Source organism: Micromonospora sp. WMMA1949 (genome assembly GCF_027460145.1).
Taxonomy (GTDB): domain Bacteria; phylum Actinomycetota; class Actinomycetes; order Mycobacteriales; family Micromonosporaceae; genus Micromonospora.
The window spans coordinates 765,283-781,064 of the sequence record NZ_JAPZBG010000001.1 but is presented as its reverse complement, the minus strand read 5'-3'; the positions used below and the strand labels follow the sequence as shown (position 1 = coordinate 781,064).

11 protein-coding genes and 2 pseudogenes are annotated in these 15,782 nt (G+C 71.8%); 2 read left to right on the top strand and 11 right to left on the bottom strand.

Annotated features, from left to right (window positions below; all coding sequences use genetic code 11):
- The first annotated feature begins 60 nt into the window (after positions 1-60).
- Positions 61-1,323, top strand: a complete 1,263-nt coding sequence (locus O7607_RS03410; RefSeq protein ID WP_269700921.1) for a cellulose-binding domain-containing protein — start codon at positions 61-63, stop codon at positions 1,321-1,323.
- Positions 1,324-1,344: 21 nt separating this feature from the next.
- Here O7607_RS03410 and O7607_RS03405 read toward each other — a convergent pair whose 3' ends face one another.
- Complete coding sequence (locus tag O7607_RS03405) at positions 1,345-2,184, bottom strand: helix-turn-helix transcriptional regulator (protein WP_269700920.1); 840 nt, start codon at positions 2,182-2,184, stop codon at positions 1,345-1,347.
- An 86-nt stretch (positions 2,185-2,270) separates the two neighbouring features.
- On the opposite strand from O7607_RS03405, the gene O7607_RS03400 reads away from it, so the two are divergent.
- On the top strand, positions 2,271-3,050 hold the full coding sequence (locus O7607_RS03400) for an SDR family NAD(P)-dependent oxidoreductase (protein ID WP_269700919.1): 780 nt from the start codon (positions 2,271-2,273) through the stop codon (positions 3,048-3,050).
- Between the two features lie 84 nt (positions 3,051-3,134).
- Here the strand turns inward: O7607_RS03400 and O7607_RS03395 are convergent.
- From O7607_RS03395 to O7607_RS03350, 10 genes and pseudogenes are all read right to left on the bottom strand, one after another.
- Positions 3,135-3,755: pseudogene (locus O7607_RS03395) on the bottom strand (DUF4386 domain-containing protein); the annotation flags it as partial.
- Positions 3,756-3,914: 159 nt separating this feature from the next.
- Positions 3,915-4,946 (bottom strand): hypothetical protein, encoded by a 1,032-nt coding sequence (locus O7607_RS03390; RefSeq protein ID WP_269700918.1) that lies wholly within the window; start codon positions 4,944-4,946, stop codon positions 3,915-3,917.
- 53 nt (positions 4,947-4,999) lie between these two features.
- On the bottom strand, positions 5,000-6,127 hold the full coding sequence (locus O7607_RS03385; RefSeq protein WP_269700917.1) for an SPFH domain-containing protein: 1,128 nt from the start codon (positions 6,125-6,127) through the stop codon (positions 5,000-5,002).
- 123 nt (positions 6,128-6,250) lie between these two features.
- A complete protein-coding gene (locus O7607_RS03380) occupies positions 6,251-7,261 on the bottom strand; it encodes a glycosyltransferase family 2 protein (RefSeq protein WP_269700916.1) in 1,011 nt (336 codons plus the stop codon).
- Positions 7,262-7,297: 36 nt separating this feature from the next.
- Positions 7,298-9,109, bottom strand: coding sequence for a hypothetical protein (locus O7607_RS03375; RefSeq protein ID WP_269700915.1), 1,812 nt, complete (start codon positions 9,107-9,109; stop codon positions 7,298-7,300).
- An 89-nt stretch (positions 9,110-9,198) separates the two neighbouring features.
- Positions 9,199-9,789 carry a DinB family protein gene (locus tag O7607_RS03370; protein WP_269706882.1) on the bottom strand — a complete coding sequence of 197 codons (591 nt, stop codon included), beginning with the start codon at positions 9,787-9,789 and terminating at the stop codon, positions 9,199-9,201.
- An 87-nt stretch (positions 9,790-9,876) separates the two neighbouring features.
- A pseudogene (locus tag O7607_RS03365) lies at positions 9,877-10,212 on the bottom strand (TIGR03618 family F420-dependent PPOX class oxidoreductase); the annotation flags it as partial.
- Positions 10,213-10,352: 140 nt separating this feature from the next.
- Positions 10,353-11,477 carry an RICIN domain-containing protein gene (locus O7607_RS03360; protein WP_269700914.1) on the bottom strand — a complete coding sequence of 375 codons (1,125 nt, stop codon included), beginning with the start codon at positions 11,475-11,477 and terminating at the stop codon, positions 10,353-10,355.
- 11 nt (positions 11,478-11,488) lie between these two features.
- Positions 11,489-13,228: a family 43 glycosylhydrolase gene (locus O7607_RS03355; RefSeq protein ID WP_269706881.1), complete on the bottom strand. Its 1,740-nt coding sequence runs from the start codon at positions 13,226-13,228 to the stop codon at positions 11,489-11,491.
- A 124-nt stretch (positions 13,229-13,352) separates the two neighbouring features.
- A complete protein-coding gene (locus O7607_RS03350; RefSeq protein WP_269700913.1) occupies positions 13,353-15,782 on the bottom strand; it encodes a ricin-type beta-trefoil lectin domain protein in 2,430 nt (809 codons plus the stop codon).

Sequence of the window (15,782 nt, the reverse complement as noted above, 5' to 3'; positions counted from 1 at the left end):
ACCGCCGCGTCCGACGAGGACGCGCGCCGCTGCGCCCTGTCCGACGCCGAAGGACTTCCCATGACGATTCTCCGCGCCCGCCCGCTCGTGGCGGCCGTCGCCGCGCTGGCCGCCGTCACCGCGGCCGGTACGGCCCTGCTCACCGGCCCGGCCGCAGCCGCACAGGGCTGCCGGGTCGACTACACCCCCAACCAGTGGCCCGGCGGGTTCACCGCGAACATCAAGGTGTCACCGGGTGACACCGCCGTCTCCGGCTGGACGGTCACCTGGTCGTACGCCGGGGACGAACGCGTCACGAACGGCTGGAACGCCACAGTGAGCCAGTCCGGGTCGACGGTGACCGCCCGGAACTTGTCGTACAACGGCAGCATCCCGGCCGGCGGCTCGACCGAGTTCGGCGTGCAGGGCACGTACGGCACCGCCGGCGGCGCGCCGACCGGGTTCAGCCTGAACGGCGTACCGTGCAACGGCGCCGGCCCGACCACGCCGCCGCCCACCACGCCGCCGCCCACCACGACGGTGCCGACGACGGCGCCGCCGCCCACGACCGCGCCGCCCACGACGACTCCGCCGACCACCCCGCCGCCCACGACGCCACCTCCCACGACGCCGCCGCCGACCACCCCGCCGCCGAGCGGGTGCGCGGGGGCGGTGCTCTGCGACGGCTTCGAGAACCAGACCGGTCCGACGCCGTCGGGTGACTGGAGCGTGGTGAGCCCGGACTGCTCCGGTGCCGGCACGGCCACCATCGACACGACCACCACGCACAGCGGCAGCCGCGCGGTACGGATCAACGGCGCCGCCGGGTACTGCAACCACGTCTTCGTCCGCACCACGAAGAATCTCAGCGGCCTCGGCAGCATCAGGTACGCCCGGATCTGGGTGCGGCACACCACCGCTCAGCCCACCGACCACACCACGATGATCACGATGGCTGACGCCGCCGACGGGAACCGGGATCTGCGGCTCGGCGGCCAGAACGGCGCGCTGCAGTGGAACCGCGCGTCCGACGACGCCACGCTGCCCGAGCAGAGCCCGGCCGGGGTGGCGCAGAGCGTGCCGCTGCCCACCAACCGCTGGGCCTGCCTGGAGTTCATGGTGGACGGTTCCGCCGGTCAGCTGCGTACCTGGCTGGACGGCGTCGCCGTGACCGGGCTGACCGCCGACGGCGTACCGACGCACGACATCGACGGCCAGTGGTACAACCGCACCTGGCGACCGCAGCTCACCGACCTGAAGCTGGGCTGGGAGAGCTACGGCGGCGGCGCCGACACCCTCTGGTACGACGACGTGGCGATGGGCTCCACCCGCATCGGCTGCTGACGGTCCGCCGGCGTGGCCGGGTCAGTGCTCGACGGTCATCCGCTGGGTGCCGATCACGGAGAGCAGCCGCAGCGCCTCCTCCGAGGGGGAGCCGGGCGTGGCGGTGTAGATGACCACCTGCTGGTCGCGGTCGGTGATGTCGAGGACGTCGCAGTTGACGGTCACCGGCCCGACCAGCGGGTGCCGGAACGTCTTGCTCAGCGTCCGCGCGCCGCCGACGTCGTGGGAGGCCCACAGGCGGGCGAACTCCTCGCTGCCGGCGAGCAGGTCCGCGATCAGCGCGGCCATCTCCGGGTCGTCCGGATAGCGGGCCGCGGCGGCGCGCAGCCGCCCGACCGAGTGGCGGGCGAACTCGCTCGCGTCCGACACGCCGTACATCAGGTGCGGGCCGAGGAAGGCCCGGCGGACCAGGTTGCGGTCCCGCCGGGGCACCGCGGAGAAGTCCTCCATGAGGGCCGCCGCGAGGTCGTTCCAGGCGATCACCTCGAACGTCGCCGAGGTCACGAACGCCGCCGCCTGCGGCAGCCGGTGCAGCAGGTCCAGCACGCTCTGGCGTACCTCCCGGGGTGGCCCGGGCGGCGGCGCGGGCGACTCCCCGGCCAGGTGGTGGAGGTGGTCGCGTTCTGCGTCGGACAGCCGCAGCGCGCGGGCCAGCCCGGCCAGCACCTCCCGCGACGGACGCGGACCCCGCCCCTGTTCCAGCCGGGTGTAGTACTCGGTCGAGATGAACGCCAGCCGCGCCGCCTCCTCGCGGCGCAGCCCCGGCGTGCGGCGGCGCTGCCCGGCGGGCAGGCCCACGTCGGCCGGGGCGATCCGCTCCCGCCTGCTGCGCAGGAACACTGCCAGCTCACGTCGGTCCACGACCCCAGTGTGCCCGCGTGCCGCGAAGCGTAACCAGGTACCGCCGGTGCCTGGATGGGCTCGGCGACCGCACGCAGGCTTGCCGCATGGACACCACACGGAACACTGAGGGCCTGCTCGCAGGCAAGGTCGCCTTCATCACCGGCGCCGGGCGCGGCATCGGCGCCGCGGCGGCCCGGCTGTTCGCCGCCGAGGGCGCCCGGGTGCTGCTCGCCGCCCGGACCGAGGAGCAGTTGAAGGCGGTCACCGAGCAGGTCCGGGCCGCGGGCGGCACCGCCGAGTACGTGCTCTGCGACCTGGCCGACGCGGCGAGCGTGCGCGCCGCCGTGGACCGCACGGTCGAGGTGTACGGCCGCCTCGACGTCGCCTTCAACAACGGCGCGACGATCGTGCCGCCCGGACCGATGGACCGGGTACGCGAAGAGGACTTCGACCACATCTACACCGTCAACCTCAAGGGGCCGTGGCTCGCCATGGTCGCCGAGGTCGCCGCGATCCGGGCCACCGCCGGCACCGGCGCGATCGTGAACAACTCCAGCGTCGGCAGCCTGATGGGCAACCCCGCGCTGCCCGCGTACGGGGCGATGAAGCGGGCGGTGAACAGCCTCACCGAGTCCGCGGCGATCACCTACGGGCCGGAGGGCATCCGCGTCAACGCGATCGCCCCGGGCAGCACGCTCACCGAGATGATGCGCTCCTGGGACGCGGAGTCGCCCGGCATCATCGACCGGCTCGCCGCCGCCAGCCCGTTGCGCCGGGCCGCCGAACCGGACGAGATCGCCCAGGCCGCCGCGTGGCTGCTCAGCGACCGCGCCTCCTTCGTCACCGGCACGGTGCTGCGGGTCGACGGCGGCGCGCGGGCCTGACCCGGCTCGGACGGTGGCGTCCTGGACCGGGCGGGGCTCGACCGCGCCGGCCGTCACGGGGGAGGGCCGGAAGCCCTTGACGACCAGGTAGACGCCGAGCGAGAACTCCCACACCGCGATGGGCAGCGCGGCGACCGCCGCCACCGGAGACAGCCGGTCCCAGGCGCCGAACAGGGTGCCGAGGTCGGAGGCGACGAGCAGTGGCGCGCCGACGAGCCCGAGCAGCGGCAGCACGCGCGGTACGAGGCGGGACTGGTAGAGCAGGGTGCCCAGCAGCAGGGCGTTCACGGCCGGGAGGAGCGCCTGGCTGAGCAGGAACACCGAGTCGTAGAAGGCGACGAGCGTCCGGCCGGTGACCAGCGCGTCCGGTTCGGCGCCGGCACGCCGCAGGGCGACCAGGGTCAGGATGCTCGCGACGCCGATGAAGATGCCGGCGGCCTCCAGCACGCGGGCGGCGACGAAGCCCAGCGCCCGCGCCTCGCCCTGCCGCCTGAGCACCGGGTACAGCGCGACCGCGGTGCCGATGCAGGCGAGGGCGACGATCACCTCCAGGACGCCGCCGACGACGACCGGGGTGTCCGGCGTGGTGCCGAGGATGTAGTCCGCCTCGCGTACCGGGGCGTACAGCGTGAGGGTCGGGATCGAGACGAAGGTGAGCAGGTAGAACCCGCCCGCGACCAGCGACGTCCTGCGCAGTGAGTCCATCGGGGCTGCCCTTCGCCGCTCGGCCGGTGGTCGTTCCCTCACTCTGCGGCGGATCGGCGCGGCGGCGAATCGGCCGCTCGGTCAGTCTCCTGGCGCGACGCGCACGGGCCACCGGTGACGGATGCCGGTGGCCCGTGGGCGTTCGACGGCGCGGCGACGCTAACGACTCATCATGAACGCCACCACCACGGCGACGAGCACCAGCGCGGCGAACACCGCCGCCGCGATCTTCGCCGTGCTGTACGGCCGCTCGCCGATGACCTCACCGGTGCGCGCGTTCACCAGGACCTGGTACGACCGGCCCGCGTGCAGGTACGCGGCGATCCACACCGGCAGCAGGACCAGCTTGTACGACACGTCGGAGTACGTGGTGTCCACTGCGGACACCCGTTGCTCGTCACCGCCGATGTCGGACCGGCAGTCCTTCTCGATGACCGGCGCCATCCGCGCCTTCGCCTCGGTCAGGCCCGCCTCGGGCTCGGTGTCGTACCGCAGCGCCTGGTATCCGGCCAGGTAGTCACCGTGGAACGCGGTCGCCTCGGCCAGCGGCCACGGCGCCAGCTTGTCCAACTGCTCGGTGGGCAGGTGGGTGGTGGCGGGCACCAGAACGTCGTCGAAGTCCCGGCGTACGGTGCCGGCGGCCGGATGCCACCGGGTGTGCCGCACCTGCCGGGTCCGCGTCTGCTGCTTGCCGTCGACGGTCACCGTGTACGTCTCGGTGACGTAGTAGTGCTCGCCCCGCTGGCCCTGGTAGTCCGACACGGTCCGCGCGTCGAACGTCCAGTGCGGCAGGTACGTGCCCTTCAGCGTCTCCGCCTCGCTGATCTTCTTCAGGCTCCCGGGCGCGAACCAGCGGCTGCGGCACCACTGGCCCAGGGCCGTCCGCACACCGTTGCGGTCCACCGCGAACGGCAGCACGGCCTCCGGCGCGATCAGCTCACCCGCCCCGGCGTCGGAGACCAGGGGAGTCGCGCAGAACTGGCAGCGCTGCGCCAGCGCGTCGCTCTCCGTCCGGGCGCCGCAGCCCGGGCAGACGAACGTGTGCGCCCCGACGCTCGCCACCGGCTTGCGGGGCAGCGACGCCAGATCCGCGTACGCGTGCTCGCGCACCTCCCGGCCGGCACCGGCGATCTCCTGCCGGTGCCCGCAGTACGGGCAGCTCAGCGCGGTCGTGCCGGGCGCGAACTCCACCCGGGCGCCGCAACCCCCGCACTGGTAGGAGGGCGGTGAGACAGCCGTGTCGCTCATTGCGGCGGAAGCGGCGGCGGGACGCTGGCGAGCACCGACGCCAGCTCGGGCACCTGCCCGGCCGGCTGCCACTGCGCCATCCCGGTACGCCAGACGAGCGTTTCCGCGCCGAGCGCGCCCGCGTTCGCCTGCTCGGCCAGCCCGCCGAGGTCGTACGGACCCTGGCGCTGGCCGCCGACGCCCACGTACCACTGGGCCTGGCCCGGCAGCGGCGGCGGCTCGGCGGCGGCCGGCTGCGCGGGGGCGGGCTGGGCCGGCGCCGGCTGCGTGGCCGCGCCACCGCCCATGGTCCGGGCCATCTGCTGGCCCATCGCCATGCCCATGCCCAGGCCGATGCCCGCGCCCGCCTCGCCACCCGGGTTGTTCGCCGCGGCCTCCATCGCGTTGGCGGCCTGGAAGCGGGTGTACCGGTCCAGGTCGCCGACCGCGCCCATGCTGGTCCGCTTGTCCAGCGCCTGCTCGACCTCCGGCGGCACCGACACGTTCTCGATGACGAACTTGGGGATCGCGATACCGACCTCGGCCAGTTCCTCGGTCAGCACGGCGGCCAGCCGCCGGCCGATCGCGTCCTGGTGCGCGGCGAGGTCCAGCAGCGGCACCCCGGCCGTGGCGAGCGCGCCGCCGAGGCGCCCCACCATGAGCTGCCGCAGGTATTCCTGCACCTCCTCGGTGCGGAACTGCGGGTCGGTGCCGACCAGTTCCCGCAGCAGGCGCGACGCGTCCACCACGCGGGCCGCGAAGGCGCCGAAGGCCCGCACCCGGACCACGCCGAACTCGGCGTCGCGCAGGATGACCGGGTTCTGGGTGCCCCACTTCATGTCGGTGAACTGCCGGGTGTTGACGAAGTACACCTCGGCCTTGAACGGCGAGTTGAAGCCGTACTTCCAGCCCTTCAGGGTGGACAGGATCGGCAGGTTGCGGGTCTCCAGCGTGTACGTCCCGGGCGGGAAGACGTCGGCGATCTTCCCCTCGTTGACGAACACCGCCGTCTGGGACTCCCGGACGACCAGTTGGGCGCCCATCTTGATCTCGTTCTGATACCGGGGGAATCGCCAGACCATCGTGTCGCGGCTGTCGTCCAGCCACTCGATGATGTCGATGAGCTCGCCCCGGAGCTTGTCCATCAGCCCCATCGCAACCCTTTCCTCGGCGCCGGTCTCCGACGTCGCGGGCGACCATAGCAACCGCCCGCCACCTGCGAAAAGAGAACGATTCTGCGCCTATCGGCGCCCACCGATCGGGGTTGCTCAGCCGGTTTCGCCGGCCATCGATTCGCCGGTGGCCGTACGCTGCTCGGGAATCCGGGACGCCCGGCCGGGGGTGTCGACGACGCGCTCGGTCTCCTGCACGAGATAGTGCGGACGGCGCTTCGTCTCGTAGTAGATCCGGCCGATGTACTCGCCGATCACCCCGAGAATCATCATCTGGATGCCGCCGAGGCCGATCACGCTGACGATGATGGTGGTGTAGCCGGGCACGTCGATGCCCTTCTCCACCGCGTCCGCGACGACCCAGGCCATGTAGCCCACCGCGATGAGCGTGAGGAACAGTCCGCCGTAGATGGCCAGGCGCAGCGGCCGGTTGTTGAACGACAGCAGGCCGTCGAACGCGTAGTTGAACAGCTTGCCGAACGTCCAGCGGCTCCGCCCGGCCTGCCGGGTCTCGTTGCGGTGCGCCACCACCGCGGTGCGGAAACCGATCCAGGAGAACAGGCCCTTGGAGAAGCGGTTGTACTCCGGCATCGCCAGGATCGCGTTCACCGCGAGCCGGGACAGCAACCGGAAGTCACCGGCGCCGTCGAGCAGGCGTACGTCTATCCACCAGTTGACCAGGCGATAGAAGGAGCGCGAGGCGACCATCCGGATGAACCGGTCACCACGCCGGTCGCGGCGGGCGATCACCTGGTCGAACCCCTGGCGGTAGAGCATCACCATCTCGGGCAGCAACCGTGGCGGGTGCTGCAGGTCGGCGTCCATGATGACGACCGCGTCGCCGGTGGCCCGGCGCAGGCCGGCGAGCATGGCCGCCTCCTTGCCGAAGTTGCGGCTCAGCGAGGTGTAGCAGACGGCCGGATCGGCGGCGGCGAGCCGGCGCAGCGCCGCCAGGGTGCCGTCCTCGCTGCCGTCGTCGACGTACACCACCTCGACGTCAACGTCCTGCAGCTCGGCGAACGCGGCGCTGAGCATCTCGTGCAGCCGCTCCACCGAGTCTTCCTCGTTGAAGCAGGGCACCACCACCGACAACCGCACGGTGCTCACCCCGCCCGGCCTTCACCCGGGTGGGCGTACCCGGCGTCAGAGACGGTAGACAAGCGTGCCATCGACATCCTCCCGGGTGATGCCCAGCCCGTCGACCGGCCGGGTCTCGATGCCCTCCCACGGCGTCCCCGCCGCGCGGCTCGGCACCGCGACGACCGACCGCACGCCGATCCCACGCAGGTACGCCACGCTGCCCGCGTCGGGGAACGTCGCCACGGCGACCCGCGTCTGGGCCTGGGTGACCGGCTCGAAACCGCCGAGCCCGTTGGTGATCCGGGGGAACCCGTCGGTGGACCAGAGCATGTAGTTCAGGTCGCCCACCCCGCCGGCGGGCAGCACCAGCATCGGTTCCGGCGCGGTCCGCATCGCGGCCGGTGGTGTCGGCACGACCGGGTGCGGCGTGCGGTTGACGCCTTCCAGCGTCACCAGGGCGAGCGGCACCAGCAGGACCAGCGCCGCGGCGGCCCGGGACGCGCGTGCGGCCGCGGGCCGGCGCAACGACTCGGCCAGCGCCGTCACCAGCCCGGCCGCCAGTACGGCCAGCAGCAGGCTGGTCCAGTGCATCATCCGGCCCGGGGTGCGCAACGCGTCCCAGCCCGGCAGGAGATTGGACAACGTCAGGTAGCCGGGGTCGCCGTCCCCGCCGAGCGTGGCACCCAGGCCCAGCAGCACCGTGCCGGCCACGCCCAGCCCCAGCGCGACCCGGTGCCGCACCGGGAACGCCGAGACGAACAGCCCCGCCGCGGCCAGCCCGATCAGCGTCATGCCGGGCAGCAGCGCCATCTCCGGTGGCCAGGTCAGCTGCTCGCGGGCGGCGGCGTGCCGTTCCCCCCACAACCACGAGTCGCCGGGCGCGGTGACGAACCCGATCAGCGGCGGGGAGAACATCTTGGTCCAGTCCAGCGACCGGACGGCCTGCGGGTTGAGGTCGACCACGCGCAGGTAGACCAGCCCGAGCAGCAGCGTCACGGTGCCGAACACGGCGCCGCCGGCCAGGTCGGCGATCAGCAGCCGCCGGCCGAACGGGGGCCGCTCCCGCTTGCGCCACCAGGACCAGCCGTAGCAACCGGCCGCCACCAGCACGGCGGCCAGCAGGAAGTAGGCCAGCGGCAGCCCGATGCCGAAGCCGAGCGTGACCTGCCAGGCCGCGACGAGCCACCCGGCCACCGCCCAGCCGGGCTTGCGGCGCTCCGGCCGGTAGCCGTGGCGCAGCGACCAGCCGTGACCACGGGCCAGCATCGCCAGGGCCAGCGCGATCCCGCCGCTGGACAGGATGTTCAGGTGGCCGGAGTGCGCCAGCCGCCAGGGCGCGTACGCCCACGCGATCCCGGCGACCGCACCGCCCCAGCGGTTGGCGCCGAGCTGCCGGGCCAGCGCGTACGCCCCGAGGAACGCCAGCGCGTGCAGCAGCACGTAGAGGACGTTGTAGCGGATCACGGCGGCCTCGAAGCCGGAGCCGAGCATCCCGAACGGGGCGTACCCGAGCAGCGTGTCGCTGTAGGCGTAGGTGTAGCGCTCCGGAAAGAACGTGTTCGAGTTCCAGAGGTTGGCCGGGTCGTTGAGCAGCGCGTGCCCCGACCAGGCGACCTGCCACGCCTGCAATGTCGGGTCGCCCAGGTCACCGGGGATCGTGGTCGCCGGGTGACGCATCGTCGGCCACGTCAGCACCACCGCCAGCAGCAGACTGCCCAGGATCGCCAGCGTCCACTCCGGGTTCGGCCGCCACCGGCGTCTGCCGTCCGAGGGGCGCTCGTCCGAGGGCTGCTCGTCCGTGGGCGGGTCGGCGGGAGGCTGCGCGGGACCGGTGTCCTCAGCGGTCGGCGGAGCGACGGCGGGCCGGATCTTCATGGGATAGATGGTTCACGATGCTGCTGGTCCTGTCGATCCGCTGTCCGAAATATGGTTGAAACTTCCGGCCGGCATACCGGAAGGGCCGGCTACGCGAACCGGTCGGCGAGCGCCGACAGCTTACCGACGTACGCCGGCCAGTCGTAGCCCTCGGGAACGTTCCGGTTGTCCCGTCCCAGCCCGACCGTCGCGTCGTGCTGCTCGCGCATGACGTCGGCGTGCCCGGCGTGCCGGGCCAGGTCGACGCAGACGTGCACGATGACATGGTGCAGCGTCACGTCCTGCCGGCCGGGCTGCCACCACGGCACCCGCCCCGGCGCGTCCAGCGGCAGCGTCTCGATCGTCTCGTCCGCGAACGCCCCGACGCGGCGGTACAGGTCGATCAGCCCGTCCTTGGTCTCGTCCTCTCGCGCGTACCAGTCCGCCTGCGGGTCCGTGTCGAACGCGTCGAACGGCACCAGCTCCTCGGGCGTGGGGAACTCGCGGCCGAACGTGAGCCCGAAGTAGCCGGCCTCGACGTTCAGGCAGTGCTTGAGCAGGCCCAGGAAGTTGTTGCCGGTCGCGGTGCGGGGAAGCCGGGCCTCGCGTTCGCTCAGCCCGTCGAGCTTCCAGATCAGGTTCTCCCGGATCGCGCGCAGGTAGTGGTGCAGCGTTGCCTTCGGGTCGTACGGCTCACTCATGCCCGACACTCTTCCGCATGGGTCGGACATCGTGGGGGCGCCGTCAGCCGGTCTGGCTGTGTCCTTGTGCGCGCCCCACCCGTGCCAGCGCTCGATCTCGATCCAGGCGCTGACCCGGGCGCGGTCCCGCCGGGGGTAGGGGCGCCCGGTGTAGTGCTGCGAGATCCGGTCGATGTCCGCCAGGCCCTCGTCGTCGCGCAGCTCGACCACCCGCCCGATCAGGCTGACGTGGGTGTACCAGTTCCCCTCGTCCAGCACGGTCAGGGAGACCCGGGGATCGCTGCGCAGGTGTGCCAGCCGGCGGCGGCCCTCGTCCATGTTCACCAGGACGCGGCCGTCCTCCCAGAGGTACCAGGTGGCCGCGGACACCGGCTGGCCGTCGCGAAGCGTGGCGATGACGGCGGGATTCGGTTTGCCCAGCATGGCGACGGCGGGCTCGGGCAGCGGCGGCTTCGACATGGTTCGCACTCTACGTACCCGCCGGGTCCGCCGCTGGTCATGCGGCGGGCGACGCCCGGACGGGCTCCCCGGCGGACGCCGCCGGGGAGCCCGTCGCGTGCCGGTCAGGCGCGCGTGCTCCACTGCTGGTTGGTGCCGCCGTGGCAGTCCCAGAGGTTGATCCTGGTTCCGTTGGCGGTGCCGTAGCCGGCCGCGTCCAGGCAGCGCCCGGACTGCACCCCGCTGATCGTGCCGTTGGCGTTGAGGTTCCACTGCTGGTTGGGCTGGCCGTTGCAGTCCCAGATGATCACGCTGGTGCCGTTCGCGGTGCCCCGCCCGCTGGCGTCCAGGCACTTGTTGCCGAGCACCTGCAACTGCTTGGCCGAGGTGTAGGTCCAGCGCTGCATCGTGCCGCCCCAGCAGTCGTAGAGCTGCACCGCGGTGCCGTTCGTGGTGCTGCCGTTCGGCACGTCCAGGCACCGGCCCGAGCCGGCGCCCACGAGCTGCACGTTCTGGTACGTGCCGCCGCTGCTCCCAGGGGTGCCGATGCTGCCGGACACCGACTGCAACGCGCGGTACCAGACCGCGGCCATCTTGTCGTAGCCGGTGGCGGTCGGGTGGACGCCGTCGATCAGGTCGGCGGTGGTCAGCGCCGAGTACTGGTCGACCAGGTGGACGCGCTTGCCAGCGTTTACCTTCGACTGCACGATCCCGGGCAGCGCGGCGTTGAACGTGCGTACCGCCGCCGCCTGGCCGGAGTTGGCGAGCGGGATGATCTGCGCGACGAACACGTCCGCGTTCGGCGCGGTGTTGGTGATGCGGTCGATGAGCGAGGAGAGCCGGTTCGGCGCGGTCGACACGTTGTAGTTCTGCAGGATGTCGTTGGTGCCGATGTGCAGCAGCACCGTGCGCGGCTGGTAGGCGTTCAGCCAGCCGGTGATGTTGGCGTCGATCTGGTCGATGCGCCAGCCGGGGTGACCCTCGTGGTCGTGGTCGCCGAGATTGCCCGGCCCGTTGAACTGGGAGCCGACCAGGTCGACCCGGTAGCCGCCACCGGCCAGCCGCTGCCACAGGCCGATCCGGTAGCCGCCCGGCACCTGCGTGCCCTCGGTGATGGAGTCACCCAGCGGCATCACCCGGGTGCCGCCGTTGGACTCGGCGCCCGCCGGCCCGGCGGGCGTGAGCACACCGGCGGCCAGCAGCGCCAGCGCGGCGCCCGCGGTGAGCCACTTCCTCGTTCTGGTACGCATTACTGCTCCTCTCACGGGCTGGTGCAGGTCAGGGAGGGGATGGTCGGCGAGCCGTTGGCGATGAAGCCGAACGTGGTGGAGCCGGACGCGGGCACCGAGCCGTTGTACGCGGCGTTGCGGACGGTCGCGGTGGAGCCGCTGGTGCTCAGCGTGCCGCTCCAGACCTGGCTGATGCTCTGGCCGCTCGCGAGGTTCCACCGCACGGACCAGCCGTTGAGCGCCGCCGCGCCGGCCGTGACCGTGACCTCGGCCTGGAATCCGCCCGACCAGGAGTTCGTGGTGCGGTAGGTGGCGGTGCAGGCGTCACCGCTCGGCGGCGGCGTGGTGGGCGGCGCAGTGGTCGGCGGGGGATCGCTCGGCGGCGGCGTGGTGGTCGGCGGGTCGGTGGGCGGCGGCGTGCTCCCGGCGGGGGTGAACCGCCAGTGGTCGATGTTGAACAGCGAGCCGCTGCCGCCGGTGAACCGCAGGTAGAGGTCGTGGGTGCCGGTGGCGCCGCTGACCGCGCAGGTCGTGTCCGCCCAGGTCTGCCAGCCGCCGGTGCCGGCCACCCGGCAGGTGCCCACCACCGGGCCGCTGGTCCCGTCCAGCCGCAGCTCGATGGTGCCGCCGCTGCCCGCGGAGGCCACCCGGGCGGTGTACGAGGTCGCGCCGGTCCCGAAGGCGACGCCCTTGATCTTGAGGTAGTCACCGTTGTCGATGAAGCCGACGTTCATCCCGCCGCCGCTGGCCGGCTCGGTCTCCACGCCGGACGCCCAGGCGCTCGTCTCGGCCTCCTGCCGCACGTACGGGTTGAGCGTGCCGATCTGCGGCGCGCCGGTGGTGGTCATGTTGATCGTCGGGATCGAGCCGTCGGCGCCGTAGGAGAACTTCTCCACCGCCACCGACCTGGTGAAACCGCCGCCGCCGGGCAGCGCGCCGTTGTGGTAGAAAAAGTACGAGCCGCCCTTGTAGTCGGTGATCCCGGGGTGGTTGGTGAAGCTGCTGCCCTGGGTGGGCATGACGGTGCCGCGGTACGTCCACGGTCCCAGCGGCCCGGGCGCGGTCGAGTAGGCGATGAACTCCGAGCAGCACTTGGCCGCGAAGACCATGTAGTAGAGGCCGTTGCGCTTGTACACCCACGGCCCCTCCTCGTAGAGGGTCGGCCGGTTCGCGTCTCCGGTCCGCGCCCCGAAGCCCGCCGTGGTCAACGGAATCTGGGTGGGACTGCCCGAGTACGAGATCATGTCCGCGTTCAGCTTGACGTACCACAGGCGCGGGTTGCCCCAGTAGAGGTAGGCCTGGCCGTCGTCGTCGATGAACACGGTGGGGTCGATCTCGCCGTTGCTCACCAGCGGGCGCCCGATGGCGTCCCGGAACGGCCCGGTCGGGCTGTCCGCCACCGCCACCCCGATGCCCATCTGGCCGGTCGCCCGCACGACCATCGGCACGTACCAGTAGAACTTGCCGTTGCGGTGGACCGCCTGGCCGGCCCACGCGTCCTGCTTGGCCCAGCTGAACGTGGCGAGGCTGAGCGGCGATCCGTGGTCGGTCCAGTTCACCATGTCGTCGGACGAGTAGACCCGCCATTCCTTCATGGTGAACCAGGTCGAGTTGTCCTCGTCGTGGCCTGTGTACAGGTAGACCCGGTTGTTGTACACGAGCGGGGCCGGGTCGGCCGTGTAGATGGTCTGCACGATCGGGTTGTCCGCCCGGGCGGCGGTCGGCTTCAGCCCGCCGGCGATGGCCGGGGCCAGCCCGAGCAGGGCGAGCATGGTCACCGCCAGGGCGAGCCATCGTCTGGTCCGGCGGTCGGTTCTCCATAGCGTTGACGTCACAGGTCTTCTCCCGGGGTAGGCCGCGCCGCGGCGGATGATGTGGTCGGCGAGGGTCGGGCCGTCACGCCCGGCTCCACTTCTGGCTGTTCGCGCCGGTGCAGGCGGACAGGACGATCGCGGTGCCGTTGCCGGTCCCGCCGCCGTTCGGGCTCAGGCACAGTCCGGACTGGACGCCGGTGATCGTGCCGTCGGTGTTGACGTTCCACTGCTGGTTGGCGCCGCCGTTGCAGTCCCAGATGATCACCCGGGTGCCGGACGAGGTGCCCTGCCCCTCGGCGTCCAGGCACTTGCTCCCGTACACCTGGAGCTGGCGGCTCGACGTCGCCGTCCACTGCTGGTTGGTCCCGCCGTTGCACTCCCACAACGTCACCTGCGTGCCGTTGGTCTGGGACTGGTTCGGCACGTCCAGGCAGCGGCTCGAGTTGGGGTTGAGCCACGCGCCGCTCGTACCCCCGGGGTTGCCGCCCGGGCCGGCGACCACCGCCAGGTTGTCGAACTGGGCGGTCTGGCCCTGGCTGGTGCCGAAGCCGACCTGGCCGGTGCCGAACGTGGAGTCGGTGACGGTGCCGACCGTCGTGCCGTCGATGCTCGCGGTGATGGTGGTGCCGGAGAAGCCCAGCGCGAGGCTGTGCCAGCGGTTGGTGCCCAGCGCCGCGACGTTCCCGCTGCGCAGCGTGGCGAGCTGCCCGGCGGTGTTGTTGCGCAGGATGGACCACGCGCCGGAGTCGGTGACCCGGAGGAAGTAGCCGTTGTAGCGGCCGATCGGATCGAGGTTCGTGGTGCCGACGCGGCCCATGATCTGGGCGTAGCCGGACTGTTCGAGCAGCGCGTCGGCCGAGACCGTGTAGTTGCCCCAGTTCAGGTTGCCGCCGTAGGTCGCCGGGTCGGCGAGGGTCTTCCAGGTGATCGGCGCCTGCGCGGACATCTGGCGCAGGCACATGCCGGCCCGGCCGGCGCCGCAGCCGACGATCTCGAACGCGCCCTGCATGTCCTGGAGGTACTTCGGGATCCGCCCGCCGGCGTAGCTGTCGAAGTCGTCGCGGTACGGCAGGCTCAGCGAGCCCTGGGCCGGGCTGGTGGCGGTGCCCTTGCCCTGACCGGTCGTGGTGGTGACGGTGTAGAGGTGACCGGGCTGGGCGGTGAACGAGTACGACCCGCCCGACGGGGTGATGTCCGCGCCGCGCACGAAGAAGTCGTTCGGGTTGTTCGAGTTCAGGTTCGTGGACCAGATGTGCACCTGGCCGGTGGACAGCCCGCCGGTGACGTTCATGGTGACCTGCTGGGCCGCGGTGGCGTCCATGGTCTCGACGACGGTGCTGTAGTCGCCGGTGGTGGGCGAGCGCAGCGACACGTAGCTGCCGTTGTTGCGGTTGCCGCCGAGGTAGCCCGAGGCCGAGTCCAGGTAGCGCCAGCCGGGCGCGGTGAACTGGGTGGTGTGCGCCAGCGCCCAGGTGTTCTTGCCGACCGAGTACCAGCCGGACCAGGGCTGGTTGGCCAGGATCAGCCCGACCGTGGACCAGGGCAGGTTCGGGGTGATGGCGGCGATCAGGTCCCAGTTGAGGTAGGCGACCATCCGGCCGTCGATGTAGCCGCGGTTGATGCCGCGGGCCAGCGGCTTGGCGCCGTCGTTGTAGTCCTGCGAGCCGCCCTCGCTGTTCCACAGCGTCTTGCCGGTGGAGGTGGCTGTCGACGACACGGTGCATGTGGTCTGCGCGCTGAGGTAGCCGCACGGGTAGTGGCCGCTGAGCACGTCGATGCTGTTGCGCAGCGTGGCGTTGCCGGCCACGGCGTTGGCCGGGCCCCAGCTGCCGGGGTAGTCGTCCCCGTAAATGATCTTCACGCCGCTGTAGCCGGCGGCGTTCAGCGCCTGGCGCAGGCTGATGGTCCAGTTCGCGTCCGTCCGCTTCTCGTTCTGGGCGGCGGTGATGTAGTCCATGGTGAGGTTGTGCTGCCGCGCGCAGCCCAACCAGTCCACGAAGTAGTTGATCATGTCTTGAGACATGAAGTTGCCGTTGCCGATCCACCCGGGAGCACCCCAGGGCAGCGCCGCCAGCTTGATGGCGGGGTTGCGGGCCTTGGCCTGCTCCATGATCCACCACTGGTAGCCACGGTTGCAGTTGAGATCGCCCCGGACGTGCTCGTGGCTCGGCTCCGAGCCGCTGGTGGAGTTGGTGTCGCCGCCCATCTCGACCTTGAGGATCTGCAACGCGGCGCCGTAGCCGGGCTTGAACAGGTAGTCCAGGATCTGCCCGCGCTGGGGTTCCGGGTAGTCGATCAGCAGCCGGCTGTTGCCGCCGCCGCCGCTGACCGCGCCGACCCCGTCGAACGTCTGGCCCCCGGAGGCGCCGTTGACGGTGATCGTGGTGGCCGCCTGGGCGGGGCTCGCGGCGAGCGCGAGGCCGCCGCCGGTGGCCGCCAGGGAGAGGGCCAGGGCGGAGATGACGAGACGCGATGGTCCGGATCGGACGGACCGGGGACGGGGGATCACCAT